The organism is Mycobacterium sp. (genome assembly GCF_032162605.1).
Taxonomy (GTDB): domain Bacteria; phylum Actinomycetota; class Actinomycetes; order Mycobacteriales; family Mycobacteriaceae; genus Mycobacterium.
Window position 1 is genome coordinate 1 of record NZ_JAVROT010000641.1, and the last position, 24,173, is coordinate 24,173.

20 protein-coding genes are annotated in these 24,173 nt (G+C 67.8%); 2 read left to right on the forward strand and 18 right to left on the reverse strand.

What is annotated here, in order from left to right; translation table 11 throughout:
• The 8 genes from QOI01_RS36445 to QOI01_RS36480 all read right to left on the reverse strand — a co-directional run.
• The coding region (locus QOI01_RS36445; RefSeq protein ID WP_526389168.1) for an ABC transporter permease at window positions 1-811 on the reverse strand (811 nt) is incomplete at its 3' end.
• Complete coding sequence (locus tag QOI01_RS36450; RefSeq protein ID WP_526389170.1) at window positions 808-2,373, reverse strand: sugar ABC transporter ATP-binding protein; 1,566 nt, start codon at window positions 2,371-2,373, stop codon at window positions 808-810. The genes QOI01_RS36445 and QOI01_RS36450, both read right to left, overlap by 4 nt.
• Window positions 2,370-3,473, reverse strand: a complete 1,104-nt coding sequence (locus QOI01_RS36455; protein ID WP_526389172.1) for a zinc-dependent alcohol dehydrogenase — start codon at window positions 3,471-3,473, stop codon at window positions 2,370-2,372. The genes QOI01_RS36450 and QOI01_RS36455 overlap by 4 nt, the downstream gene beginning before the upstream one ends.
• On the reverse strand, window positions 3,467-4,234 hold the full coding sequence (locus tag QOI01_RS36460; RefSeq protein WP_526389174.1) for an SDR family NAD(P)-dependent oxidoreductase: 768 nt from the start codon (window positions 4,232-4,234) through the stop codon (window positions 3,467-3,469). Before QOI01_RS36460 ends, QOI01_RS36455 begins: the two co-directional genes overlap by 7 nt.
• Window positions 4,235-4,248: 14 nt before the next feature.
• Window positions 4,249-5,265 (reverse strand): NAD(P)-dependent alcohol dehydrogenase, encoded by a 1,017-nt coding sequence (locus QOI01_RS36465; RefSeq protein ID WP_526389176.1) that lies wholly within the window; start codon window positions 5,263-5,265, stop codon window positions 4,249-4,251.
• On the reverse strand, window positions 5,262-5,903 hold the full coding sequence (locus QOI01_RS36470; RefSeq protein WP_526389178.1) for a ribulose phosphate epimerase: 642 nt from the start codon (window positions 5,901-5,903) through the stop codon (window positions 5,262-5,264). Before QOI01_RS36470 ends, QOI01_RS36465 begins: the two co-directional genes overlap by 4 nt.
• Complete coding sequence (gene xylB, locus QOI01_RS36475; RefSeq protein WP_526389180.1) at window positions 5,900-7,387, reverse strand: xylulokinase; 1,488 nt, start codon at window positions 7,385-7,387, stop codon at window positions 5,900-5,902. Before xylB ends, QOI01_RS36470 begins: the two co-directional genes overlap by 4 nt.
• Window positions 7,384-8,022 (reverse strand): SIS domain-containing protein, encoded by a 639-nt coding sequence (locus tag QOI01_RS36480; protein ID WP_526389182.1) that lies wholly within the window; start codon window positions 8,020-8,022, stop codon window positions 7,384-7,386. The genes xylB and QOI01_RS36480 overlap by 4 nt, the downstream gene beginning before the upstream one ends.
• Window positions 8,023-8,156: 134 nt before the next feature.
• Here QOI01_RS36480 and QOI01_RS36485 point away from each other — a divergent pair, with 134 nt between their 5' ends.
• Together QOI01_RS36485 and QOI01_RS36490 are read left to right on the forward strand one after the other, a co-directional pair.
• The gene (locus QOI01_RS36485; protein WP_526389184.1) at window positions 8,157-9,077 is read left to right on the forward strand and encodes a sugar-binding transcriptional regulator; all 921 of its coding nucleotides are present in this window, start codon (window positions 8,157-8,159) and stop codon (window positions 9,075-9,077) included.
• Window positions 9,078-9,108: 31 nt separating this feature from the next.
• Entirely contained in the window at window positions 9,109-9,879 is a 771-nt protein-coding gene (locus QOI01_RS36490; protein WP_526389186.1) for an SDR family NAD(P)-dependent oxidoreductase, read from the forward strand.
• Here the strand turns inward: QOI01_RS36490 and QOI01_RS36495 are convergent.
• The 10 genes from QOI01_RS36495 to QOI01_RS36540 all read right to left on the reverse strand — a co-directional run.
• The gene (locus QOI01_RS36495; protein ID WP_526389188.1) at window positions 9,872-10,891 is read right to left on the reverse strand and encodes a LacI family DNA-binding transcriptional regulator; all 1,020 of its coding nucleotides are present in this window, start codon (window positions 10,889-10,891) and stop codon (window positions 9,872-9,874) included. The two genes, QOI01_RS36490 and QOI01_RS36495, sit on opposite strands and share 8 nt — an antisense overlap.
• Window positions 10,892-10,896: 5 nt before the next feature.
• Window positions 10,897-12,147 carry an alpha-hydroxy acid oxidase gene (locus QOI01_RS36500; RefSeq protein ID WP_526389190.1) on the reverse strand — a complete coding sequence of 417 codons (1,251 nt, stop codon included), beginning with the start codon at window positions 12,145-12,147 and terminating at the stop codon, window positions 10,897-10,899.
• Window positions 12,148-12,149: 2 nt separating this feature from the next.
• Window positions 12,150-13,598 carry a rhamnulokinase gene (locus tag QOI01_RS36505; protein WP_526389192.1) on the reverse strand — a complete coding sequence of 483 codons (1,449 nt, stop codon included), beginning with the start codon at window positions 13,596-13,598 and terminating at the stop codon, window positions 12,150-12,152.
• Window positions 13,595-15,631, reverse strand: coding sequence for a bifunctional aldolase/short-chain dehydrogenase (locus QOI01_RS36510; RefSeq protein ID WP_526389194.1), 2,037 nt, complete (start codon window positions 15,629-15,631; stop codon window positions 13,595-13,597). The genes QOI01_RS36505 and QOI01_RS36510 overlap by 4 nt, the downstream gene beginning before the upstream one ends.
• A gap of 1 nt (window position 15,632) precedes the next feature.
• A complete protein-coding gene (rhaI, locus tag QOI01_RS36515; protein ID WP_526389196.1) occupies window positions 15,633-16,784 on the reverse strand; it encodes an L-rhamnose isomerase in 1,152 nt (383 codons plus the stop codon).
• Window positions 16,781-18,121, reverse strand: a complete 1,341-nt coding sequence (locus QOI01_RS36520; protein WP_526389198.1) for an MFS transporter — start codon at window positions 18,119-18,121, stop codon at window positions 16,781-16,783. Before QOI01_RS36520 ends, rhaI begins: the two co-directional genes overlap by 4 nt.
• 9 nt (window positions 18,122-18,130) lie before the next feature.
• The gene (locus tag QOI01_RS36525) at window positions 18,131-18,469 is read right to left on the reverse strand and encodes an L-rhamnose mutarotase (RefSeq protein WP_526389200.1); all 339 of its coding nucleotides are present in this window, start codon (window positions 18,467-18,469) and stop codon (window positions 18,131-18,133) included.
• Window positions 18,470-18,614: 145 nt separating this feature from the next.
• Complete coding sequence (locus tag QOI01_RS36530) at window positions 18,615-20,090, reverse strand: acetyl-CoA acetyltransferase (RefSeq protein WP_526389202.1); 1,476 nt, start codon at window positions 20,088-20,090, stop codon at window positions 18,615-18,617.
• Window positions 20,091-20,213: 123 nt separating this feature from the next.
• Window positions 20,214-22,574: a CaiB/BaiF CoA-transferase family protein gene (locus QOI01_RS36535; RefSeq protein WP_526389204.1), complete on the reverse strand. Its 2,361-nt coding sequence runs from the start codon at window positions 22,572-22,574 to the stop codon at window positions 20,214-20,216.
• Window positions 22,575-22,623: 49 nt separating this feature from the next.
• Window positions 22,624-24,173, reverse strand: a 1,550-nt coding sequence (locus tag QOI01_RS36540) for a phosphoketolase family protein (protein ID WP_526389206.1), incomplete at its 5' end; no start/stop codon positions are given.

A 24,173-nucleotide genomic window follows, 5' to 3' on the forward strand; every position in this document is an offset into this window, starting at 1 on the left:
GCCCCAGGTTGGGCGGCCCTGAGATGACCCGCGACGCCAGCATCACGCCGGAGATGCCCGCCAGCAGGCCGGACAGTGCGTACACGCTGAACAGGACGTTCTTGGCGTTGATGCCCGCGATCTCGGCGGCGTTGCGGTTGCCGCCGACGGCGTAGACGCGCATCCCGTAGGTGGTCCGCTTCATCACGATCGCCAGCAGAATGATCCCGATGATCATGACGAGCACGGGGATGGTTAGACCGAGAATCTTCGTGTTGGCGATGGAGCCGAATTCGGCAGGCAGCCCGTTGATCGGCGCGCCACCGCCGATGACATAGGCAAGACCTGAGCCCGCCGTCAACGTGCCCAACGTCGCGATGAACGGCGGAACGTTTATTCGGGACACCATGATTCCGTTGAGCGAACCGACCGCCAGACCGACGACCATGGCCACTCCGACGGTCATCCACACCTGGCCGGGATTGGCCTTCGCCGTCGCCGCACCCGCCATCGCCGACACGGCGATCACCGAGCCGACCGACAGGTCGATACCACCGGTGAGCACCACCAGCGTCTGCCCCAGCGCGATGAGCGCGAACGGCGCGGCCGCGACCAGGATGGTCACCAGATTGTCGACGGTGCCGAATCGTGCACTGCGGTAACTGAAGTACGCGATCACCAGCAGCATGATGATGACCATCGAGTAGCGCAGCGCGATACCGCTGATCCACTCGCGCGAGAACAACCGGACGGGCTCCCCCGTCACGGGTGACGTCACTACCGTTGCTCCGGAAGCCTCCGGGGTTTCTTCGGTGTCGACAGGGGTGGTCACGATGCTGCCTCCGGTGAATCAGGCCGCTCTTCGGCCGTGGGTGGATTCGATATGTGTTTCGGCCCGTCGAGTGCGGTCGCCATCCGGAACACGGATTCCTGAACTGCGGGATGGTCGAGCGCGTCGCGGTCGAGTTCACCGACGAACGCGCCCTCGCGCATGACGAACGCGCGGTGCGACAGCCCGATGATCTCGGGCATGTCGGATGACGCCATCACCACGGCCATGCCCGCCTCGGCGAATTCGGTGATGATGCGGTAGATCTCACTGCGGGCACCAACGTCCACCCCGCGGGTCGGCTCGTCGAGCAGCAGGACGTTGACCTCACCGGTGAGCCAGCGGGCCAGCACCACCTTCTGCTGATTTCCGCCCGACAGCGTGCCGACGAGTTGGCCCATGCCGCTGCTGCGCAGCCGCACCGACTTCATCACGTCGGAGACGGCGTTGGTGCGCGCCTTGCCCTTCAGCCAACCCGCGATGCTGAAGGATGACAGCCTCGGAAGCGATCCGTTGTCGAGAACGCTCATCGACAGCACCACACCGGAGATCTTCCGATCCTCGGGGACCATCGCCATGCCCTCGGTGATCGCGGCCGCCGGCGCATTGCGTTTCACGTTCTTGCCGCGTACGACGATCTCACCGGAGCTGGTGTGCCTGGCGCCGAAGATGGCCTCCAGCAGTTCGGTTCGACCCGCCCCGACCAGACCGGCGAGGCCGACGATCTCGCCGGAATTGACCGAGAACGACACCGGCTCGGAAGCGCCGACGACCTGAAGGTCACGGATCTCCAGGACGGGATCTGGCTTCGGCTCGACGCGATCGGGGAAGAGGGCGTCCAGTTCACGGCCGATCATCGCGGTGACGATGTCGTCGTCGGTGACCTCGGTGAGCGGCCCGTCGAGGATCAGACCGCCGTCGCGCAGCACCACTACCCGGTCGGCGATGGCGCGGATCTCGGCCATCTTGTGGGTGGTGAAGACCATGGCGACGCCGTGGTCGCGAAGCCGGCGCACGATCCCGTAGAGGCCCTCGATCTCGCGTTCGGAGATGGCCGAGGTGGGCTCGTCGAGCATCACGACCTGCGCGCCGGTGCGGGCGGCCTTGACGATCTCGACGATCTGGCGCAGACCGACCGGCAGGCTACCCATCCGGGCGGTCGGCGAGATCGCCACGTCGAACGCCGACAGCGTCTCCTTGGCCTCGGCGATCATCGCCCCGCGGTTGAGGAACGGCCCGCGCCGCAGTTCCCTTCCCACGAAGAGGTTCTCGTAGACGGTCATGTCCTCGATCGAGGCCAGTTCCTGCGGGACGATCGCGACGCCGTGCTTGACCGCGTCGCGCGGATTGCCCGGTGCCAGGTGGGTGCCCTGCACCGACACCGAGCCGCCATCGGCGCTGTACTGGCCGCTGACGATCTTCATCAGCGTCGACTTGCCCGCTCCGTTCTCACCGGCCAGCGCCGTGACCGAGCCGGGCTCGAGGTCCAGCGTGATGCCCTTCAGCACCGGGACGCCCCCGAAACTCTTGGTGATGTCGGCACATTCGAGAATGGCCGAGCTCACGATGAACTCCCCGTCGAACCGGCGCCGACCAGATTCCCCGTCGCTTCGCTCGCCCCAAGGGTGACCACGACCTTGACGTGCTCGGGGTCCGCCGACGCGGTGAACGCCTCCGCGGAGTGCTCGAAGTCGAAGCGGGCGCTGATGATCTCGTCGATCGGGACCGCTCCGGACGCCAGCAGGTCGATCGCGGCGATGTAGTCCTCGCGGACGTACATCAGGTTCCCGATCAGGGCCAGCTCACGGTCCTGGACCAGATCGAGCCGCACGGGCGTGGCTCCCGCCGCGACGCCGACGATCATGATGGCACCGCCCTTGTCGACCAGGTCGACGGCCTGGGCCACTGAGCTCTCCCTGGCCACGCAGTCGATCACGACGGCTGCGGGGCCGCCGAGCAGCGCCAGCGCGGACTCGACGGCGTCGGGCGCGGTGGGATCGAAGGTGCCTACGGCGCCGAGTCGTTCGGCCCGCTCGCGCTTGGACTGCACCAGATCGGCGACCACCACGTTCGCCCCGGCATCACGCGCGGCGAGCAGCACGAAGAGCCCGATGGGGCCCGCACCGATCACGACGACCGGACGGCCGCGCAGGTCGCCGACCGCCTCGGCAGCGCGGCGCACGGCGTGGATGGGGGTGGCGAGCGGCTCAATAAGGATTGCGTGGTCGTCGTCGAGGTCGGCGTTCAGCGCGACAAGTCGGTCGGCGGCGACGGTGAAGCTGTCGGCCAGGCCGCCCGGTGTCTGACAGCCGAGGACCAGCAGTTCCCGGCAGATGTTGTACCGGCCGGCACGGCACTGGGTGCAGTGACCGCAGGCCAGGTTGGGCTCCACGACGACACGGCTGCCGAACCAGGAGTCGTCGACACCCGAGCCGATGGCGTCCACGATGCCGACGACCTCGTGGCCCGGGCGGTACGGCAGGTCGATGAACGGGTGCTTGCCGCACGCGGCGTGCAGATCGGAGCCGCAGATGCCGACGACCGTGGCGCGGATGCGCACCTCGCCGGCCTCGGGCTCGGCCTCGGGGACGGTCTCGAACACGACGTCGTCGAGTGCGTTCACGACCACGCGTCGGTTGAGGCCCGGCTGTGCGCCGTTCACCATGCGGTGTACCCCCCGTCGGCGACCAGGACCGATCCCGTGATGAACGAGGCGGCGTCGCTGGCGAGGAACACGACGCATGGCGCGATCTCCTCGGGCAATGCGTACCGCTGCTGGGGTGCGTCGTCGATCCAGTACCGCTTGAGATCGGGGCGGTCCACCGGCGCCATCTCGGTCTTGCAGTAGCCCGGTGCCACTGCGTTGACCCGGATCCCCAGCGGAGCCCATTCCGCTGCAAGCGATTTGGTGAGATGGTGGACCGCGGCCTTGGAGGCGTTGTACGCGGGCTGCATCTGCGGACGGTTCACGATGATGCCCGACATCGAGCCGATGTTGACCACCGAGCCCGAGCCACGCTCGCGCATGTGGGCACCGACCGCCAGCGAAACGGCCCATAGTGCCTTGACGTTCAGGTCGAAGACGTCATCCCACTGATTCTCGGTGACGTCCCAGGACTCCGCGTGGTAGCAGGTGCCAGCGTTGTTGACGAGGATGTCGACGTGGCCCAGCGCCTGGATCGCCTCGGCCGCCATGCGGTTGACGTCTGCCGAGGTGGTGATGTCGGCGGTGATCGGGTGCATGGCGTGTCCGGCCGCGGCGGCCTCCGCGGTCACCTTGTCATTGCGTTCGGCACTGCGGCCGGCGATCGCGACCGTCGCGCCCGCTTCTGCCAGGCCGAAGGCGAATGCCCTTCCCAGGCCTTGGTTTCCGCCGGTGACGAGCGCAGTGCGCCCCGTGAGATCGAATGGTGAACGCCTGCTCATGACGGCACTCTCCTTCATTTCGGTACGACGATCGACTTGAGGCTGGCCGGGTCGGTGTCGCTGTCCAGTGCCTCGCCGACGTGCTCGAGGTCGTATCTGCCGGTCACCATCGCGTCGAGGTCGACGGCGCCCGATGTCACCAGATGTATTGCAGCGGGCCAGGTATCGGTGTACCGGAAGACTCCGGTCACGTTGATCTCCATGTTCTGGATGTAGCCGATGGGCAGTGCGAAGTCGCCGGAACCCATTCCGACCAGGACGACGTGGCCCGCCGGGCCGACCGCCTTGATGCCGCTGACCACTGCGGGGGCAGCGCCGCTGGCGTCGACGAAGGCGTCGACCTGAGGATCGAGCGCGGCGACGTCGTCGACCAGAGGATCGATGACCTCGGTGGCGCCGAAGCGCAGGACGCTCTCCCGCCGCGACTCCAGCGGATCGGAGACGACGATCCGCGCGGCGCCGAACGCACGCGCAGCCTGCGCGCAGATGACGCCGATGGGCCCGGCGCCAGCGATGAGGATCGAACTTCCCGGCTGGACGTTGGCCTTGCGCATCGTCGTGACGGCCACCGACAGCGGCTCGAGCAGTGCCGCGGCCTCATCGGACATGGAATCCGGCACTGGATGGGCGAATTCGGCGTCGATGGTGACGTAGCGACAAAAGGCGCCATCGATCGGCGGCGTGGCGTAGAACTCCATGTAGAGGCACAGGTTGTAACGGCCCGCTGTGCACTGCTTGCAGCGCCTGCACGGGTGTTGCGGTTCGACGGCGACGCGCTGGCCGACGCGGGTGGGGTCGACCTGCTCACCCACCGCCGAGATGCGCCCCGACAGCTCGTGGCCGAGGATCATCGGCTGCTCGACGACGAAGTCGCCGATCCGGCCGTGGCGGTAGTAGTGCACGTCGGATCCGCAGACTCCGACCGCCGCGACCTCGACGAGGACCTCGTGCGGCCCAGGCGTCGGGACTTCCCTGTCCTCGATCTGTAGTGTGCGGACGCCGGTCATGACGCTGGCGCGCATCCTGCTCATATCGCTTCCCTTCGTTCGGAGGTCAGTAGGGCCCGGCCGACGACCATCTGGCGGATCCCGGAGGCGGCGCACAGTGGCGCGACTTCCTCGGTGATCCCGCCGTCGACGGCAACGGGTAGATCGGAGAACTGCGTCGTGCAGGCGGTGACGAGATCCAGGCGATCCAGCCGGGAGGTGTCCCGGGTGCCGGGTTCGATGAGCATCACCAGCACGCCGTCCGGGGCGCTGGGCCACTGGGGATCGCCGACGCCGTCCCACTCCCGCCACAGCGCTATCCAGGCCTTGCCGCCGGCCGCCCGGACCGCGACGACGCGGTCGGCGGTGAACGTCCGCCATGGCAGGAACACGACGCCGGGATGCAGCGCGAGGATCTTCGGCAGCACGGCGTCCACGAAGTCGCCGGATCCAATCACGTGCACGCCGACCCGGTGTCGGTCCACGGCCGCGGAGATCATCTGCAGCTCAGCCAGACTCACGCCGACGGGTAGACCCTCGGAGGCGGCCATCACGTCGATGTGGACGTCGAGTCCCTCCTCGACCAGCGTCTGCGCCGCGAACAACCGGGATCCGGGGGCCGCGTATACGGATCCGGCCAGCATGCCAGGGAAATCGGTGTGCCACGACGCGAGGGCGGTCATCGCGCGCCGTCCCCGTCGAGCAGCGGGGAGGCGGCCAGCGCTGCCCACCGCTTCCGCAGTGCGGTCACGTCCCTGCCGTGGTTTCGCGGTGCGACGCGGGCCCTGGCGTCCGGCAGCCACCGCTTCGCCAGGTCGACGAGACCCGCAACGTCGGTGCGCGACGCCACGGCCGCCGCCTGGATGCACGCGCCACGCGCGGTCGCCTCGTCGACGTCGGGCACCGTCACTTCGTCACCGAGCAGATCCGCCAGCAGTTGCAGCGTCGCCGCTGACCGGGCTCCCCCGCCGACGACCGTTGCAGCGCCGCCGAGTTCGACGCCGCACGCCGTCAGGCTGTCGCGTCCCGACAAGAGTGAGAGCAGTGGACCCTCGACGAAGGAGCGCGCCAGATCCTCGCGGGTCGTTTGTGAGGTGAGGTCGGCGAAGGCGCCGCGGGCGTCGGGACGATCGGGCGTGCGTTCCCCGTCGAGGAACGGCACCAGCACCGGGCCCTGGGTGGGTCCCGCCGCCAGTGCCAGCTCCGAGATGCCCGCGAGGTCGGTGCCGAGCAGGACGGCCGCCCTGTCGACGACCCTGGCCGCGTTGAGCGTGCTCATCAACGGCAGGTAGCCACCGGTCATGTCGGCCACCCCGTCGACGGCGCCGGTCGTGTCGAACACGGGACCCCGCGATGACGTCGCGACCACGCCCGAGGTACCGATGCTGAAGTACTGGTCGCCGTCTGTCAGGCCGAGGCCCAGGTAGGCGGCGTGCTGGTCGCCGCCGCCCGCGCCGACCACGACGTCGTCCCGGATGCCGAGTTCGGCTGCCCGCGCTGGGCGCACCGTGCCCGCCGCATCGGCAGGCCCCAGCACGGTCGGGAGCTTGGTCGACCAGTCCTGGTCTGCGCGAACGAGATCGAGGTAGGACGGGATCCACTGTCCGTCCACGGCGTCGAAGTATCCGGTGCCGGAGGCATCCGAGCGGTCGGTGACCTTCTCACCGGTCAGCCAGTAGGTGAGGTAGTCGTGCGGCAACAGCACGGTGGCGATCCGATCCAGCAGGCCCGGTTCGTTCTCGGCGACCCATGCCAGCTTGGCGATGGTGAACGCGGCGGTGGGCAGCGAGCCGATGCGCATCACCCAGCGGCGGGCGCCGATGCGCTCGACGAGCCGGGCCAGGTTGGGCGATCCCGTCGTGTCGTTCCAGAGCTTCGCCGCGCGCAGGGCGTCGCCGTGCTCGTCGAGCAGCACCAACCCGTGGCACTGTGCGGCCACCGAGATCGCCCGTACGTCGGGTGGCTCCGCACATCGCGAAATCGCTTGGCGCGCAGCCGAGACGAACGCGGTGACCCAGTCGGCCGGGTGCTGTTCGCTGGACGGCGGGAACGCCGGCGGATGAACCGCCGACCCGGTGCCGAGCAATCTTCCGGTGTTCAGGTCGCGGATCTCGACCTTGCACGACTGCGTGGACGAGTCGACGCCCATCGCCGCGGACGTCGTCACGAGGCCACCACCGGAGCGGAATCGTCGCCTGGGCGGACTTCGCGATACCCGACGCCGCCAGCCGGGTGACTGTCGATGACGTCGCCGACGGTGTGTCCACGCAGCGACATCGTCACCACGGCGACCGCGTCGCTCCATGCGCCGACCGCGAGGGTGCTGGCCATGGCGATCATGTCGCCGGGATCGGCGTCGGCCGGCGTCGGCGGGAGGGCTGCCAAGCTCCCCGCGGCGAGGGCGAATGGCGAGTCGGGGCTCTCCGTGAGGGCGACGACGTGGATGCCTCGTTGGCCCAGTCGCTCGACGAGGTTGGTGAGCTCCTGTGACCTGCCGGTCTTGGAGATCGCCACGACCAGATCGGAGGTGGTGATGGCGCCCATTCCGCCGTGCAGCGCATCCATCGACGGCAGATAGACCGCGGGGGTCCCGCATACCGAGAGAAGGTGGGCGAGTCGCTCCGCCATGATTCCGGAGGTGCCCGAGCCCGTCGTCACGACTTTCCCAGGAACCCGGATCATCTGGCGTGCGACGGCCACGACGCTCGATTCGACGGCCCCGACCAGCGCAGCGAGGGCTGCGGACTCACGAGACAACACCGCGCCGGCCAGTTCGGCCAGCCCGTCGCCGTCTTCGCTCATTTGTTGACTCCGCTACTCATATGTTCCTTTGTGAGGTGGATCATGCAATGCTTATGCTCACATGTCAATGTCGCTGCACATATGTGCAGCGGCCCGGCGAGCCTGGTGGCTCCGGGATTCACGGGAGGCGACCGATGGGGCCTGATGAGCTTTTCCAGCGCGCGGTGATCGCCCGCCGGTACTACTTGGAGGGACGCACCCGGATCCAGATCGCCGAGGAGTTCGGGCTCTCCCGGTTCAAGGTGGCCAGGATGCTCGACGAAGCGATCGAGTCGGGAATGGTCGAGATCAAGATCCACAACCCGGGGGCCATCGACGTCGAGCTGTCGACGGCGCTGCAGCGCAAGTATGGACTCGAGCACGCCTACGCGGTGGCTGCCGACTCGACGAACGCGGCCGACCACGTCGACGCCGTCGCGAGGGCGATGGCCGAACTGCTGCAGTCGATCCTGCGCGAAGGCGACGTGGTCGGCGTCGACTGCGGACGGACCCTGACGCACATCGCCCCGTACCTGACCTCGCTTCCCCGATGCGACGTCGTGCAACTCACGGGCATGGCGGGCGCCATCACGTCGAACGGTACGGATCTGGTGAGACGGATCAGCGAGGTCAGCGGTGGCGAATCCTGGCCGCTGTACGCCCCGCTCGTCGTGACCGATGCGCGCACGGCGCAGAGTTTGGGCGACAATCTGCAGATCCGCGAGACCATCGGACGCCAATCCTCGGTGAGCTGCGCCATCGTCTCGGTCGGAGCCTGGAGCGCGGGAGCCTCCCAGGTGTACGAATCGCTCACCGCCGACGAAGTGCGAGCCCTCGGCGAAAGCGGCGTCTGCGGCGAGACATGCGCCCTGCTAATGGATTCCGAGGGCCGGCGGGTACCTGGTCTCGACGAGCGCCGGATGGGCATCGACGAGACGGTGCTGCGCGGGATCCCCACCAGGATCGCCATCGCAGCGGGCAAGGAGAAGGCCGCCGCCACCAGGGCGGTACTGAAGTCGGGATTGGTGTCCTCCATCGTCACCGACGTCGACATCGCAGCGGCCGTGCTCGACTGATCTGGCCCCCACACCAAGGAGAGATGGGCACATGTCCGAAACAACCGAACCCGTAGTGGACTTCGACTTCCGGCTGGACGGACTGGTGGCTCTCGTCACCGGGGGCGCCTCTGGCATCGGCGCGGCCATCGCGGCCGGACTGTCGGCGAAGGGCGCCAGGATCGCGGTGGTCGACCTGAACGAATCCGGCGCAGGCGGCGTGGCCGGGGAGCTGCCCGGCAGTCGTGGGTTTGCCTGCAACGTCGCGGATCCCGACTCCGTGAACGGCGTGGTCGACGCGGTGCTCGGCGAGTTCGGCCGCATCGACATCCTGGTCAACAGTGCGGGAATTGCCAGACTCGCGCCCGCCGAGGACCTTTCACTGGCGGACTGGGACTCGACGATCGCCATCAACCTCAAGGGCACCTTCCTGATGTGTCAGGCAGCCGGAAGGCACATGCTCGCCGCAGGCAGTGGCGCCATCATCAACATGGCGTCGCAGGCCGCCAGCGTCGCCCTGGACCAGCACGTGGCCTACTGCGCATCGAAGTTCGGCGTCGTCGGCATCTCCAAGGTACTGGCAGCCGAGTGGGCCCCCCGCGGCGTGCGAGTGAACACCATCTCGCCGACCGTCGTGCTCACCGAACTCGGCCACAAGGCGTGGGACGGGCCGAAGGGCGATGCGCTGAAGAAGCTCATCCCCACGGGCCGGTTCGCCTACCCGGACGAAATCGCCGCCGCCGCAGTGTTTCTGGCCTCAGGTGCCGCAGCCATGGTGAACGGCGCCGACCTGGTGATCGACGGCGGATACACCATCAAGTAGCGGGCAAGCGCCCGTTCAACGTGGACGCCCGCGCCACGAGTTCCGGGCGGAACACCACGTGTCGGGGCTCGGCTTCCGGTGACTCGACGGCCGCCAGCAACAGGTCGATGGCGGTCATCCCGATGTTCGCGCTGGGCTGGCGTATCGACGACAGCGGAACGGCTGCCGAGCGCGCGAATTCGATGTCGTCGTAGCCGATCAGCGCGATTTCACTTGGCACGCTCACGCCGCTGCCGGTCAGCGCCTGCAGCATGCCGATCGCCAGCAGATCGTTGGCGCAGAACGCCGCGTCGGGTCGCCGATCGACGGGCCGGGCGCACAGCGCCTCCCCCGCCGCCCGTCCGGCCAGGACGCTGGGCTCCTGCGTGGGGATCACCTCCAACGTGGCGCCCGGGTGGTCGTCCGCAGCCTGTCGAGCGCCGGCGAGGCGGTCCGCCACCTGGCGCAGAGTCAGCGGGCCGCCGACGTACGCGACGCGCGTGCGACCCTGTCCGCACAGGTGATTCAGCGCCATGCGGCCACCGGCGACGTCGTCGACGGCCACCGAGGCGAACGGGGTTCCGGCACCGTCGCGGTCGACGAGCACCACCGGGACGCCGCGGGCGTGCAGGGCGAGCACGCGATCGAGGTCCTCGCCGACGGGCGAGATCAGCAAACCGAAGACGCGTTGCTCGTCGAAGGTCTCCAAGTACGCGCGCTCACGCTCGGGATCGTCATCGGAGGTGCCGAGTAGCACCACCAGATTGCTTTGCGCCGCGCGCCGTTCGGCCGACCGGGCGACGTCGGTGAAGAACGGGTTTCCGACGTCGAGCACCAGCAGTCCGACGCAGTGCGACCGGCCCGCGCGCAGTTGACGGGCCGCGTCGTTGCGGACGAACCCGAGCCGCTCGATCGCGGCGTGCACCCGTGCGACGGTGGCGGGTGCGACCCGCTCCGGCGCGTTGAGCACGTTCGACACCGTGCCGACGGACACCGAGGCCGCCGCGGCGACGTCGCGGATCCCGACCGCCATCGGACCTAAACCCCCGCCTCGCCCGTCACTGGCCGCGGCGCCAAGCGCACCAGCTGCGTGACGTGATCCGGCGTCAGCTCTTCGAGGCAGGTGACGCCGAGCAGCCGCATCGTCCGCTCGACCTGACCGGACAGGATCTCGATGGCACGGTCGACGCCTGCTTCTCCGCCTGCCATGAGGCCGTAGAGATAGGCGCGCCCGATCAGCGTGAACCGCGCTCCCATGGCGATGGCGGCCACCACGTCAGCGCCGGACATGATCCCGGTGTCGAGCAGGATCTCGGTGTCCTTGCCGACCTCTGCCGCCACCGCGGGCAGCAGATGGAACGGTATCGGCGCCCGATCCAGTTGACGTCCGCCGTGATTCGACAGTAGAACGCCGTCGACTCCCAGGTCGGTGACGGCACGCGCATCGGCCACCGTCTGAACGCCCTTGACCACGAACTTGCCAGGCCACTGCGACTTGATCCAGGCCAGGTCGTCGAAGGTCAACGTCGGATCGAACATGGTGTCGAGCAACTCGGCGACAGTGCCCGACCATCGGTCCAGCGACGCGAAGGCCAGGGGTTCGGTGGTGAGGAAGTCGATCCACCACTGCGGCCGCGGTAGGGCGTTCGCGATGGTGCGCAGCGTCAGCGCGGGAGGAATGGACATCCCGTTGCGCTTGTCTCGGAGCCGAGCGCCTGCGACCGGAACGTCCACCGTCACGAGCAGGGTGTCGTAGCCGGCGGCTACGGCGCGTTCGACCAGCGCCATCGACCGGTCGCGGTCCTTCCACATGTAGAGCTGAAACCAGTTCCGGCCCAGCGGGTTCGCCGCCTTGACGTCCTCGATGGACGTGGTGCCCATCGTGGACAAGGAGAACGGAATGCCCGCCAGGGCCGCGGCGTGCGCACCCGCGATCTCACCCTCGGTGTGCATCATCCTGGTGAACCCGGTGGGCGCGATCCCGAAGGGCATGCTGACGGGTCCGCCGAGGACGTCCCACCCGGTCCTCACCGTCGACACGTCACGCAGGATCGCCGGATGGAACTCGATGTCGGAGAAGGCCTGCCTGGCGCGCGCGATGGACAGTTCGGCCTCGGCCGAGCCGTCGGTGTAGTCGAACGCGGCCCGCGGGGTGCGTCTGCGCGCGATGCGCCGCAGATCCTCGATCGTCAGCGCCTTGTCCAACCGGCGCTTCGTCGCGTCGAACTCCGGCTTCTTGAACTGCATCAGCGGCGCAAGATCGTGCCTGTTCGGTATCCGTCTCTTCATCGTCAAGCCCTTCCCGCCGGGGTCCGTTGCGGTTCAAAGCGTTCAGTGGGCAACGCGGTGGCCATGGTGTCACGCAGATCATCGAGATCTCCGTGCAACAGGCCGTGCGCGCGGGCCTGAATCAGTACGTTACCGATCGCGGTCGCCTCCACCGGCCCGGCGACCACCGGCCTGCCGCCGCGGTCGGCGACGAGCTGACAGAGGAGCCGGTTCCTGGCGCCACCGCCGACGAGGTGAACCGTCTCGACCGGGATGCCCGACAGCGCGGAGGCCTGCTCCACACCACGGGCGAACCCAGCGGCAAGGCTCTCGACGATCGCGCGGGCCATCTCGGCCCGGTCCGTCGGCGGGGGGAGGCCGCGCTCGGCGTACCAGCCCAGGATGCGACCCGGCATGTCACCCGGTTCGACGAACCGCGGATCGTCGCCGTCGAACACCTCGGCGGGCGGCGGGCAGGCAGCGGCCTGCTCCAGTAGCAGGGTCAGGTCGATGCGTGAGCCGTCACGCTCCCACTGGCGGACCGATTCGCTGAGAAGCCACAGGCCCATCACGTTGCGCAGGAAGCGTATTCGTCCGTCGGCTCCCACCTCGTTGGTGAAATTGGCGGCGCGGGCGTCTTCGCCGACCACCGGACTGGGCAGCTCCACCCCCACCAGAGCCCAGGTCCCGCAGGAGACGTAGGCCGCCGACCCCGAGGCCATGGGAATCGCCACGACCGCCGACGCGGTGTCGTGCGAGGCCACTGTCGTGACACGCAGTCGCGTGCTCAGTCCTACCCGGTCTGCGAGATCAGCCAGCACGGGGCCGAGTTCGGCGCCAGGTTCGACCAGTCGGGGAAACAGACCATTGGGCAGGCCGAGCATCGTCTCGAGTTCGGCGTCCCACTGCCCGTCGATGCCCAGCAGCCCGGTGGTCGAGGCGTTGGTCCGCTCGGTCGCCATCTGCCCCGTCAGCCAGTAGCCGATCAGGTCGGGAACCAGCAGCGCGGCATCCGCGACGTCAAGCGCGCCCTCGAGTTCGTCGGCAGCGAGTTGGAACATGGTGTTGAAGTTCAGGAACTGCAATCCATTGCGGGCGTAGATCTGCTCTTGGGTGAGTTTGGCGTGCACCGCGTCTGCGCCCAGTGCGCATCTCGCGTCGCGGTAGTTGTAGGGCAGTCCGAGCAACCTTCCGTCGCGCAGCAGACCGTAGTCGACGGCCCACGAGTCCACGCCGACGCTCGTCAGCTCCGGTGCGGCACGCCCAGCCTCGGCCAGCCCGGCGCAGACGTTGGCGAACAGGCCGGGAAGGTCCCAGTGCATCGCGGTACGCCGACCGTTCCACAGGTAGACGGGGTCGTTCGCGAACCGATGCACCGCCCGCATCTCGAGCGTCCCCTGACCGACCGACGCCAGCATGACGCGCCCGCTGGTGGCGCCCAGGTCGACCGCGGCGAACGTCCGGGCGCTCATCGCAGGAAGGCGGCCGCCACGCCAGCGTCGACCGGCACGTGCAATCCCGTCGTGTGAGAGAAGTCCGAGGTGCACAGCGCGAACGCGGCGTTGGCGATGTTCTCGGGCAGCACTTCACGTTTGAGCAGGGTGCGCTGGGCGTAGTAAGCGCCGAGTTCCTCCTCCGGCACGCCGTAGACGGCGGCCCGCTTGGCGCCCCATCCGCCCGCGAAGATGCCCGAACCGCGGACCACGCCGTCGGGATTGATGCCGTTGACCTTGATGCCGTGCTCGCCGAGTTCGGCGGCCAGCAGACGCACCTGATGGGCCTGGTCGGCCTTCGTCGCCGAGTAGGCGATGTTGTTGGGGCCTGCGAACACCGAATTCTTGGACGAGATGTAGATGATGTCGCCGCCCAACTTCTGGTCGATCAGCGCCCGTGCGGCGGCCTTCGACACCAGGAACGAGCCGCGGGCCATGACGTTGTGCTGCAGGTCCCAGTCGTCGGCCGACGTCTCGAGCAGCGACTTGGACAGGGACAGCCCGGCGTTGTTGACGACGATGTCGATCCCGCCGAAGGCCAGCACACACGCGTCGATCGCGGCCTGCACGGCGGGCTCGTCGGTGACGTCGGCGGCGATGCCGATCGCCACGTCGGAGTTGCCGATCTTCATCGCTGCGGCAGCGGCCTTTTCAGCGCTGAGGTCGGCGATCACGACGCACGCCCCCTCGGCCGCCAGTCGGGTCGCGATCGCCTTGCCGATGCCGGACGCGGCGCCGGTGACCAGGGCGATCCTGGTGGCCAATGGCTTCGGTTTCGGCATCCGCGCGAGCTTGGCCTCCTCCAGCGCCCAGTACTCGATGCGGAACTTCTCCGCCTCGTCGATGGGGGCGTAGGTGGAGATCGACTCGGCTCCGCGCATCACGTTGATGGCGTTGAGGTAGAACTCGCTCGCCACCCTCGCGGTCTGCTTGTCCTTGCCGTAGCTGAACATTCCGACGCCCGGGATCAGGACGATCGCGGGATCGGCCCCTCGAATGGGGGGGCTCGCCGGTCCCGCGTGACGGTCGTAGTACGCCTGGTAGTCGGCGCGGTAGGCCACGTGCAGTTCGGCCAGCCTGGCCCGGCAGTCCTCGATCGACGCGTCGGCGGGCAGGTCCAACACCATCGGCTTGACCTTGGTGCGCAGGAAGTGGTCCGGACAGCTGGTGCCCAGCGCGGCGAGTCTCGGATGCTCGCTGCTGGAAAGGAATTCGAGCACCCGCGAATCGTCGGTGAAGTGCCCCACCTGTGGCTTGTCTGCCGATGCCAGACCACGGATGAACGGGGCGAGCTCGGCGGCCTTGGTGCGGCGCTGCTCGTCGGGCAGCGCCCCGTAACCGTCCAGTGGCACACCGAAGGGTTGGGGCCGACCGTTGGCGTCGAGGTAGCGGGCAACGGTGTCGATGATCTCCAGTGAACGCGCCTCGGCCTCGTCGGAGCTGTCGCCCCATGCGGTGATTCCGTGACCGCCGAGGATGGTGCCGATGGCCTGCGGGTTGCGCCTCTTGACCTCAGCGATGTCGAGCCCGAGTTGGAAACCCGGCCTGCGCCAGGGGATCCACACCACGCGGTCTCCGAAGATCTTCTTGGTGAGTGCCTCACCGTCCGCGGCGGTGGCCAGCGCGATGCCCGAGTCGGGATGCAGGTGGTCGACGTGTGCGGCGTCGACCAGACCGTGCATCGCGGTGTCGATGGACGGCGCCGCACCACCACGTCCGTGCAGGCAGTAGTCGAACGTCGCGACCATCTCGTCCTCCCGCTCGACGCCGGGATAGACGTCGACGAGAGCGCGCATCCGGTCCAGCCGGAGCACGGCCAGACCGCTCTCGGCCAGGGTGCCGAGGTCTCCCCCGGATCCCTTGACCCACAACAGGTCAACGGGGGCACCCGTGACCGGGTCGATGTCGGAACCCTTGGCCGAGGTGTTGCCGCCCGCATAGTTGGTGTTCTTCGGGTCGGAGCCGAGCCGGTTCGAACGCGCGATCAGGTCGCTAACGGTGCTGTTGGTCATGTCATGCCCCCCAGGAAGATTGGGTGCCACCGATGCGCTCGGCGTCAATGGCCTGTTGGTAGCCCGATTCTGCGAACGCGCGCATCGGGTCGGCGGGCAGGCCGCGTTCGGTGCGCCACTGAGCCATCGCGGGCCGGACGTCGGTGTAGAAGGCGTCCATGAAGATGCCGTTGGCGCCCAGCACGTCTTCTGCGTCCTGCGCCGCGGCGAGGGCCTCGGTGTCGACGAGCAGGGCCCGCGCCGTCATCTCGGCCACGTTGAGCACCGAGCGGATCTGGCCGGGGATCTTGGCTTCGACGTTGTGACACTGATCGAGCATCAACGCAAGATCGCTTCCGGAATCCAATCCTCCGCCGCGGACGACCTCGAACATGATGCGGAAGAGCTGGAACGGGTCGGCAGCCCCGACGATGAGGTCGTCATCGGCGTAGAAGCGGGAGTTGAAGTCGAACGACCCAAGCTTCTCCAGCCGCAGCAGTTGCGCGACGATGAATTCGATGTTGGTGCCAGGGGCGTGGTGACCGGTGTCGAGGCATACCTTCGCGCGCTCGCCCAGCGTGCTGACCTGTGCGTAGGAGGTTCCCCAGTCCGGCACGTCGGTCATGTACATGGCGGGCTCGAAGAACTTGTACTCCAATACCATTCGCTGACCGTCACCGATGTGCTGGTAGATCGCGGCCAGTGATTCGGTCAGCCGCTCCTGCCTGCCGCGGATGTCACCCTGGCCGGGGTAGTTGGTGCCGTCGGCCAGCCAGATCTTGAGGTCCTGCGATCCGCATCGGTCCATGATGTCGATACAGACCAGGTGGTGGTCGATCGCCTTCTGCCGCACCATCTTGTCGATGTGCGTCAGGCTGCCGAACTTGTAGTCGTCGTCCTGGAAGGTATTCGAGTTGATGGTGCCCAACCTCACCCCGTGCTCGGCTGCATACCCGCTGAGCGCACTGTAGTCGTCGACACGATCCCACGGAATATGAAGTGCCACAGTCGGTGCCATACCCGTGAACCGGTGGACCGTCGCGGCGTCGGCAATCTTCTCCTCGATGGTCCGCGGCGTGCCAGGGGTGCCGAACACCTTGAACCGCGTACCGGAGTTGCCGAACGCCCAAGAGGGCAGCTCGATGGCCAGGTTGTCAAGAAGGGCGTTCGTCATCGGGCTGCCACCTCGGTCTCTGTGCTCTCTGTCGGATTATCCACCCTGCCGTAACGCTCGACCTCGATCTGCTGCAACGTCTTTCCTCGGGTCTCCGGCGCCCACACGGCACCGATCACCAGCGCGACGGTCAGGAGACCGATGAGCAGCAGGCCGACGCCGGTGAGACCGGTGACGGCGAGCAACGTCGGAAAGAAGTAGCTCAGCAGGCCGGTGAAGCTGCGCACCACGCAGAACATGACGCCCTGCGCGCTGGCGCGGTACGGGGTGGCGAACATCTCGCTGGCCCACAGGCTGTAGAACGCCTGCGCACCGATACCGGCCGAAACACCCCACAGCACCGCGAAGGCCAGCATCGTCGGCACGCCGCCGTCGGTGAACGCCACCAGCACCATCCACCCGACGATGCCCAGCGCTGCACCGATCACGTAGAGCAGTCGCTGCGACATCTTGTCTCCGTATCGCATGAAGCCGAAGTAGGTCGCAGCCACGGTGCAGCCCCACACCAGGACCTGCAGCAGGTTCTGGGCGACGGGACTGTGCAGGCCTGCGGTGTCGTAGACGCGGGGCATGAAGATGCCCGCCTGGCCTGCGACGGTGTTCCAGAAGAGGTAGATGCCGCCGAGGAACAGCAGAGCGGTGATGTTGACCTTGCGGGCGAACAGGCCGCGAAGGCCGCGCGCACCAAGCGGGGACGCCACAGCGCCCTTTGCGGTGGGCTCGTGCTTGGCTTCTTCTACCTCGTCGGTCCAGATCTTCGATTCGGCCAGCCCTTGGCGCACCCACCAGACCACCGCGGCGACGACGAACAAGTGCAGGAAGATCAGCCTCGATCCGAGCAGGCCCATCGGGGCCAGCACCGCGGCGAGGGCGAACCCAATCAGCGGGCCGATCGACCATGCCAGTTGAGCGGTTCCAATGTGCTTGGCGCGGCCGTCGGACGGCGCCTGCTCGGCGATGTAGGTCCACGAGGCGGGCACACCTGCGCCCACGGCGATGCCGGTGATGATGAAGGCGGCCAGCAGCATCGTGAAGTTGACGGCGAATGCGGCCAGCAGCACGCCGACCATGTAGACCAACAGGTCGTAGGTATAGATCGCCTTGCGGCCGAAGCGGTCACACAGCGGACCGCCGAGGATCGCGCCGATGGCAGCGCCGAATGCGTTGGCGCTCAACGCAGCCAGCAGCCCGACCGCGAAGTTGCTGATGCCGAAGTCCGACTGCCAGAACGCCAGACTGGTCGCGATCGCGATGATCGAGCCGGCCTCGATGTAGTTGGACATGGCAACCGCGATGGTCGCCCTCCAACCCGTGGTGGTGCGCGCACCGAGTTTCATGGTCGTCCTTCAGTCGAGGTGGAAGTACTCGGTCAGGGGTTTCATCGCCTCGTCGGGTAGGACACCGGCCGGGTTCTGGAAGAAGTCGGCCATGCCCGCCTGCCAGCGGGCATTGACCTCGGTGGCGGCCATCCGCGACTGCGCCGCGGCGAAGTCGTCGGTCTCGAGGTAACCGATCACGAGCCCGTCGTCGGGCCGGACGAACAGGGAGTAGTTGTGCCAGCCCGCTCTGCTCAGTGCCCCGAGCATCTCGGGCCAGACGTGCTCGTGAGCGGCCACGTACTCGTCGACCCGGTCGGGTCGGACGTGCAGCACGAAGCACACGCGCTCCGTCGCGTTGTCCGGCATGATGGCGTCTCTCCCGAAATTGAAACGTTTCAACAAGTGGTGGGGCTGACTGTAGGCATGCCGTGTGACGAAGTCAACACCGCCCAAACCCCGCGATTTCGGCGCGAAAACCCGCGCGCATCGCGGATCTTCGCGCCGAAATCGCCTAGAGAAGGGTGGCTGACCCGTCGACGTCGACCCGGACTCTGGCCCCCGCGATGTCCTCGCGGGTGCTGGACTCGGCCTGGGAGGCGTCCGTGATCACCGCAAGCGCGCGGCTGTCGGCGGGCGTGCGGACGGCGAGGAAGACCTTCTCCGCAGCGCCGTCCCTGCTGACCGGGGTGGTCCACGATTCGACGGTGCCCACGCCATGCCACTCGTCCTCGGCCACCCGGGTGGGCTCCGCGTCGACGGCGGATTGCACGTCCTCCCAGAGGAATTCACAACGCGGGGGCTCCGTGCAGTAGAGGCCGAAGCTGTGCTTGGTCAGGTAACCGCCGTTGGCCGTGACGAGGCCGAGCTCGCCGGGCGTCGCCACCAGCAGCTCGGCCATGGTGGCGATCGAATGGGTGACGTAGTTGTTCCAGGGGCCGCCTGCGAACGTCAGGCCGCCGGTGACCGTGAGCGGCCGGTCGGGGTCATCGAGGGTAAGTCCGAGTTCGCGCGCAGCGACTTGGACCGCCGAGGGGAAGCACGAATACACGTCGACCAGGTCGACGTCATCGATGGTCTTGCCTGCGAGTTCGAGCACGCGCTCACCCGCGATGCGGATGGCAGGCGATCGATCGAACGCGGCGCGCTCACCGATCAGATAGGTGTCGTGCGCGTCGGTCCCGGCGTACGGGAACACCCACCGTTCGGCGGGGATCTGCAGGTGCGTCGCCTTCTCCGTCGACGTCAGGACCAGGGCGGCGCCCTGGTCGACCATGTTGTTCGAGTTCATCAGCTTGGTGTACGGCCAGCTGATCATCCGGTTGCCTGCACTGGGCTGCGATATCTCCTCCGCGGTGACGCGATCGCGGTTCCACGCGTGCGGGTTGCCCTGGGCGACGGCGCTGAACCCGGCCCAGAGTTCGCCGATCTGGCGGCGGTGCTCGTCCGGCGTCTCCCCCGCCGTGATTCTCAGGGCCTGCTCGAACATCGGATAGACGTAGGAGGGGCGGTCCAGGTGGATGCGGAGTTCCACCGGGCCGGCCAACGGGAACTGGTCGTCAGCGCCCTGTGGGAGGGGCACCGTGTCATCCTGTTTGGTCCAGTCCAGCTTGCCTCCGGCCGCGCGCACCTTCGTCCGGGTCCGCCACGTCTCCGCACCTGCGATGAGGACGGTGTCGACGCTGCCCCTCTGGATGTCCAGGCAGGCCTGGTTCACGAGCGCCTGCGGCACGTTGCCACCGATGCTGGTGTAACGTCCCTCTGCCCCCGACGCCCGGAGGCGTTGCGCAAGAAGCAGACCCGGATTGCGGTACCGCCAGGACAGCAGGTTCACGATGCGCACCGAGTCGACCGCCTCGAGCACCCGCGGGTCGGCCGCCACCCGAGCGGCCCGTTCCATCAGGTCGACCGGCTCGATCGCCGGGTCGCCGTCGTGTTGGTTGACCTGCCCGTAGCCGACGAGGACCGGCGTTCTGGGATCGATGGGCACGAAGGGCCTTTCTCGTGGCGCGAGGGTGCGCGTTTGCTCATTTCGGGCGGCGTGTCGCCGTGCAGACACGCACGCTCGCGGGATTAGATGGCGGGGCCGACGAACAGCCTGCCGCCGTCGAAGTCAGCCAGAGTCGTCATCCGGCGGCGCGAACAGCACGCCCTCGCCGATCAATCGCTCGGTCTCGTCGGCGTCAAGGCGCAGGAGTTCACCCGCGATCTGCCGAGTGTGTTCCCCTGGTATCGGTGCGGGCCGAAGATCGGCATCGGGTATCCGTTGGAACGGGGCCGAATGCGTCTCGGTGGGCATCGGCGCCGCGAACAGCGGGTGCACCATCTCGGCGTAGAGCCCGCGGTGGGCGACCTGGGGATCGGCGAGCACGTCCACCGCCCGGTTCATCGGTCCCGCCGCAACACCCGCGTCCTGGACCGCCGCGACGACGTCGGCCTTGTACCGAACGGCCGTCCACTCCGAGACGGCTATCATGAATTCCGTTCTGGTGCTTGGCAGTTCGTTCACCGCGAGCACCTTGGCCAACGCGACGCGGTCGTCGCAACCTACGGAGATGACGCACCACTCGTCGTCGCCCACGCACGGGTACACGCCGTGGATGGCCTCGTCGTCGACGACGTCGAGCCCGGCTGCGCGAGCAGCCTCGCTCACGTAGGACGTGGTCAGCTGATTGACCGCGGCCTCGGCCTGCGAGATGTGGACGTGCGCGCCCGAGTCCGTGGTGTCACGGTCGATCAGCGCGGCGAGCGCGGCGATCGCGGTGATCCTCGCGACGACGTGGTCGGGGAAGATCGTGGTCGCATCGTAGAAGCCCGCGTCACCCACCTCCTTCGAGGCCCACAGACGACTGATGCCGGTGGTGGCCCTGACCAGTGGGCCGTATCCCATCCGGTCGCTCCATGGCCCCGTCGAGCCGAAGGCGCTGCTCTCGGCAAGAACGACCCGCGGGTTCACGCCGCGCAACTCGTCAAAGGCAAACCCAAGGGCGGCAAGGGTTCCGGGTTTGAAGTTGGCGAACACCGCGTCGGATGCCGACACCAGGCGGCGAAAGATCGATGCGCCCTCGCGGTGGCGTAGATCGAGACCGAGGCTGAGCTCGTTGCGATGGGTCAGTGCCCACGACCGGCTCATCGGCTGGCCGGGTGGTGTCTGCCGCAATCCGTCGGGATACGCCGCACTCTCCACCTTGATCACCTCGGCGCCGAGGTCGGCGAACAAGCGGCCGAGCTCACCCCCGGCGACGATGACGCCGAGGTCGAGGATGCGCAGTCGGTCGAACGGTCTCTCGCCCGCTCCGGCAACGGCTTCGCTCGCCGCCGCGCGCGGCGTGCCGAGCCAGCGGGGTTCGTCGGCGCCTACCTCCGGGCTGCCACCTTGGATGCCGGCGTGGCGGCCGTCGACCACGAACGGGCCGGTTGGTACGGCCAACGGGACATCGGGTGCGATCCGAATCTCGGTCAGCGCGCCGACGGACCGAAAGTGATCCGACGCCAGTGCCTCGGCCGGGCTCAACACGGCGGCGATCGGAACGCCACGCTGCTGGCCTTCGGCGACAAGGGATTCCATCGTCTCCGTCTTGAACAGAGTGGCGATCGCAGCGTTGAGTTCCTTCGACGCGACGTACCGGGCGGCGATGCTCTCGAACTTCGGGTCGGCGAACTGTTCCGGTTCGCCGAGCCAGGCGCGCATGCCCCGCCACTGTCGCGCCGACAGCAGACAGATCCGGACGAAACCGTCCCCGCAGGGAAAGGTCGGGTAGATCTGCTGATTGCGTGGGCGGCCCCGCCACAGCTCACCGGAGTGTTTCTGCCCGACCGCCGCCTGGCCCTCCGAGCCGAACGGCGGATCCAGGCACTGCAGGACCGCTTCGAACCGGGAGAAGTCGATGTAGTCACCTCGGCCGGTGCGCAAACGTTGGTAATACGCGACGAGCGCCGCCCAGGCGCCCTGGACCGCGGCGGTGGCCGACGCGATCCCGGTCGGCGGAAGAACGGGGCGGCCCGACGTCGGACCGGACCGCGACAGCGCAGTCGACATCGCGTAGAACACTGGATCGGTGGCCCGCCACCCCGCGTGCGGCCCCGACGCGCCGAAGTCGGTGACCTCGAGTGCGACCAGGTGTGGGAACCGTTGCGCCAGTTGCGCGACGGACGTGCCGAACTCCGCCGTCCCACGCACCCGGCCGTCGTCGATCACGATGTCGGCCCCGCCTGCGAGGTCGGTGAAGCGGTCCCTGTCCCGTCCGTCGGCGGGGTCGAGCACGGTGCCCCGCTTGTTGGCGTTGTTCAGCGCGAAGTCGATGCCGACGCCCGCGACGGAGGGCCGGGCCGTGCGGTCATCGGCGCCGCCGGGTGGCTCGACCTTCAGGACGTCCGCACCGAGGTCGGCGAGGAGCCTGCTCACGCCATCGGACGCCGCGCCACCGAGGTCCAGCACCCGCACCGACGCCAAGAGCTGACACCTGTCAAGCATGCCGATCAGTATCGTTCAGCGCCAACGAGGAGTGCGTGGCGGGTCCTCGCTACTCGTTGTCGCCACCGGTCGAGACAGTGGCCGCGACGGCGGTTCCTGAGGCGGCGGCCCGTGCGTCGGGCCAGACCCAGTCGCGCACCTCGGGGACGTCGTCGCCGTGCTCGCGGGTGTACTCGCGAGCCGCGAGCCGCCGGTCGACCATCTCCTGACGGAACGTCGCGTACTTGTTCTGCAACGACGGAACGCGGTCGATGACGTCGATGACCAGATGGAAGCGGTCGAGGTCGTTCAACATCACCATGTCGAACGGGGTCGTCGTCGTGCCCTCCTCCTTGTAGCCGCGCACGTGGAAGTTGTTGGCGCCCACACGGCGGTAGATCAGCCGGTGAATCAGCCACGGATAGCCGTGATAGGCGAAGATGACCGGCTTGTCGCGGGTGAACACCATGTCGAACGCCTGATTGGACAGTCCGTGGGGATGTTCGCCCTCGTCCTGCAGCCGCATCAGGTCCACCACGTTGACGAACCGGATCAACAGGTCGGGCAGGTTCTGCTTGAGCAGGTCCACCGCCGCGAGACCCTCAAGGGTGGGAACGTCGCCGCACGTCGCGACCACGACGTCCGGCTCCTCACCCAGTGTCTCGCTGCCCGCCCACTCCCAGATTCCCAGTCCCCTGGTGCAATGCGCGACGGCCTCCTCCATCGTGAGGTAGTTCGGCGCAGGCTGCTTTCCAGAGACCACCACGTTGACGTACTGACGCGAGCGCAGACAGTGGTCGTAGGTGGACAGGAGCGTGTTCGCGTCCGGCGGTAGGTAGACCCGGACGACCTCGGCGCGCTTGTTGACCACGTGATCGATGAAACCGGGGTCCTGATGGCTGAACCCGTTGTGGTCTTGGCGCCAGACATGGCTGGACAGAAGGTAGTTCAGGCTCGCGATGGGTCGACGCCACGGAATGTGATTGGTCACCTTGAGCCACTTGGCGTGCTGGTTGACCATCGAGTCGATGATGTGGATGAACGCTTCGTAGCAGTTGAACAGGCCGTGCCGCCCGGTCAGCAGGTAGCCCTCGAGCCAGCCCTGGCACTGGTGTTCGGACAGCATCTCGACCACCCGCCCGATCCGGGCCAGGTGGTCGTCGACCTCGGGTGAGAGATATTCGGCGTTCCACTGCTTGTCGGTCGCGTCGAACACGCCCTGCAGACGGTTGGACGCGGTCTCGTCGGGCCCGAAGATGCGGAAGTTGTCGGGATTCCGCCGAATCACGTCGGTGAGCCAACCGCCGAGCACCCTGGTGGCCTCGGCGACCGTCGCGCCGGGCGCGGGCACGTCGACGGCGTACTCACGGAAGTCGGGCAGACGCAGGTCCTTCAGCAGCAGTCCACCATTGGCGTGTGGGTTGTCGCTCATCCGCAGCGGGCCAGCCGGCGCGAGGGCGGCGATGTTCGGGTCGAGGGTGCCGTTCTCGTCGAAGAGTTCCTCGGCCCGGTATGAGGCCAACCAGTCCGCCAGCACCTGGAGGTGCTCGGGGGTGTCGCGGGCGTTGGCGAGCGGAACCTGGTGTGCGCGCCAGGATCCGGTGGTCTTCTTGCCGTCGA

What these genes read in the sequence shown, in the direction of transcription:
- QOI01_RS36455 (WP_526389172.1), bottom strand. Translation starts at nt 3,473, where the DNA reads ATGGTGAACGGCGCACAGCCGGGCCTCAACCGACGCGTGGTCGTGAAC.
- QOI01_RS36460 (WP_526389174.1), bottom strand. Translation starts at nt 4,234, where the DNA reads ATGAGCAGGCGTTCACCATTCGATCTCACGGGGCGCACTGCGCTCGTC.
- QOI01_RS36465 (WP_526389176.1), bottom strand. Translation starts at nt 5,265, where the DNA reads ATGAGCAGGATGCGCGCCAGCGTCATGACCGGCGTCCGCACACTACAG.
- QOI01_RS36470 (WP_526389178.1), bottom strand. Translation starts at nt 5,903, where the DNA reads ATGACCGCCCTCGCGTCGTGGCACACCGATTTCCCTGGCATGCTGGCC.
- QOI01_RS36480 (WP_526389182.1), bottom strand. Translation starts at nt 8,022, where the DNA reads ATGAGCGAAGACGGCGACGGGCTGGCCGAACTGGCCGGCGCGGTGTTG.
- QOI01_RS36485 (WP_526389184.1), top strand. Translation starts at nt 8,157, where the DNA reads ATGGGGCCTGATGAGCTTTTCCAGCGCGCGGTGATCGCCCGCCGGTAC.
- QOI01_RS36490 (WP_526389186.1), top strand. Translation starts at nt 9,109, where the DNA reads ATGTCCGAAACAACCGAACCCGTAGTGGACTTCGACTTCCGGCTGGAC.
- QOI01_RS36495 (WP_526389188.1), bottom strand. Translation starts at nt 10,891, where the DNA reads ATGGCGGTCGGGATCCGCGACGTCGCCGCGGCGGCCTCGGTGTCCGTC.
- QOI01_RS36500 (WP_526389190.1), bottom strand. Translation starts at nt 12,147, where the DNA reads ATGAAGAGACGGATACCGAACAGGCACGATCTTGCGCCGCTGATGCAG.
- QOI01_RS36505 (WP_526389192.1), bottom strand. Translation starts at nt 13,598, where the DNA reads ATGAGCGCCCGGACGTTCGCCGCGGTCGACCTGGGCGCCACCAGCGGG.
- QOI01_RS36510 (WP_526389194.1), bottom strand. Translation starts at nt 15,631, where the DNA reads ATGACCAACAGCACCGTTAGCGACCTGATCGCGCGTTCGAACCGGCTC.
- rhaI (WP_526389196.1), bottom strand. Translation starts at nt 16,784, where the DNA reads ATGACGAACGCCCTTCTTGACAACCTGGCCATCGAGCTGCCCTCTTGG.
- QOI01_RS36520 (WP_526389198.1), bottom strand. Translation starts at nt 18,121, where the DNA reads ATGAAACTCGGTGCGCGCACCACCACGGGTTGGAGGGCGACCATCGCG.
- QOI01_RS36525 (WP_526389200.1), bottom strand. Translation starts at nt 18,469, where the DNA reads ATGCCGGACAACGCGACGGAGCGCGTGTGCTTCGTGCTGCACGTCCGA.
- QOI01_RS36535 (WP_526389204.1), bottom strand. Translation starts at nt 22,574, where the DNA reads ATGCTTGACAGGTGTCAGCTCTTGGCGTCGGTGCGGGTGCTGGACCTC.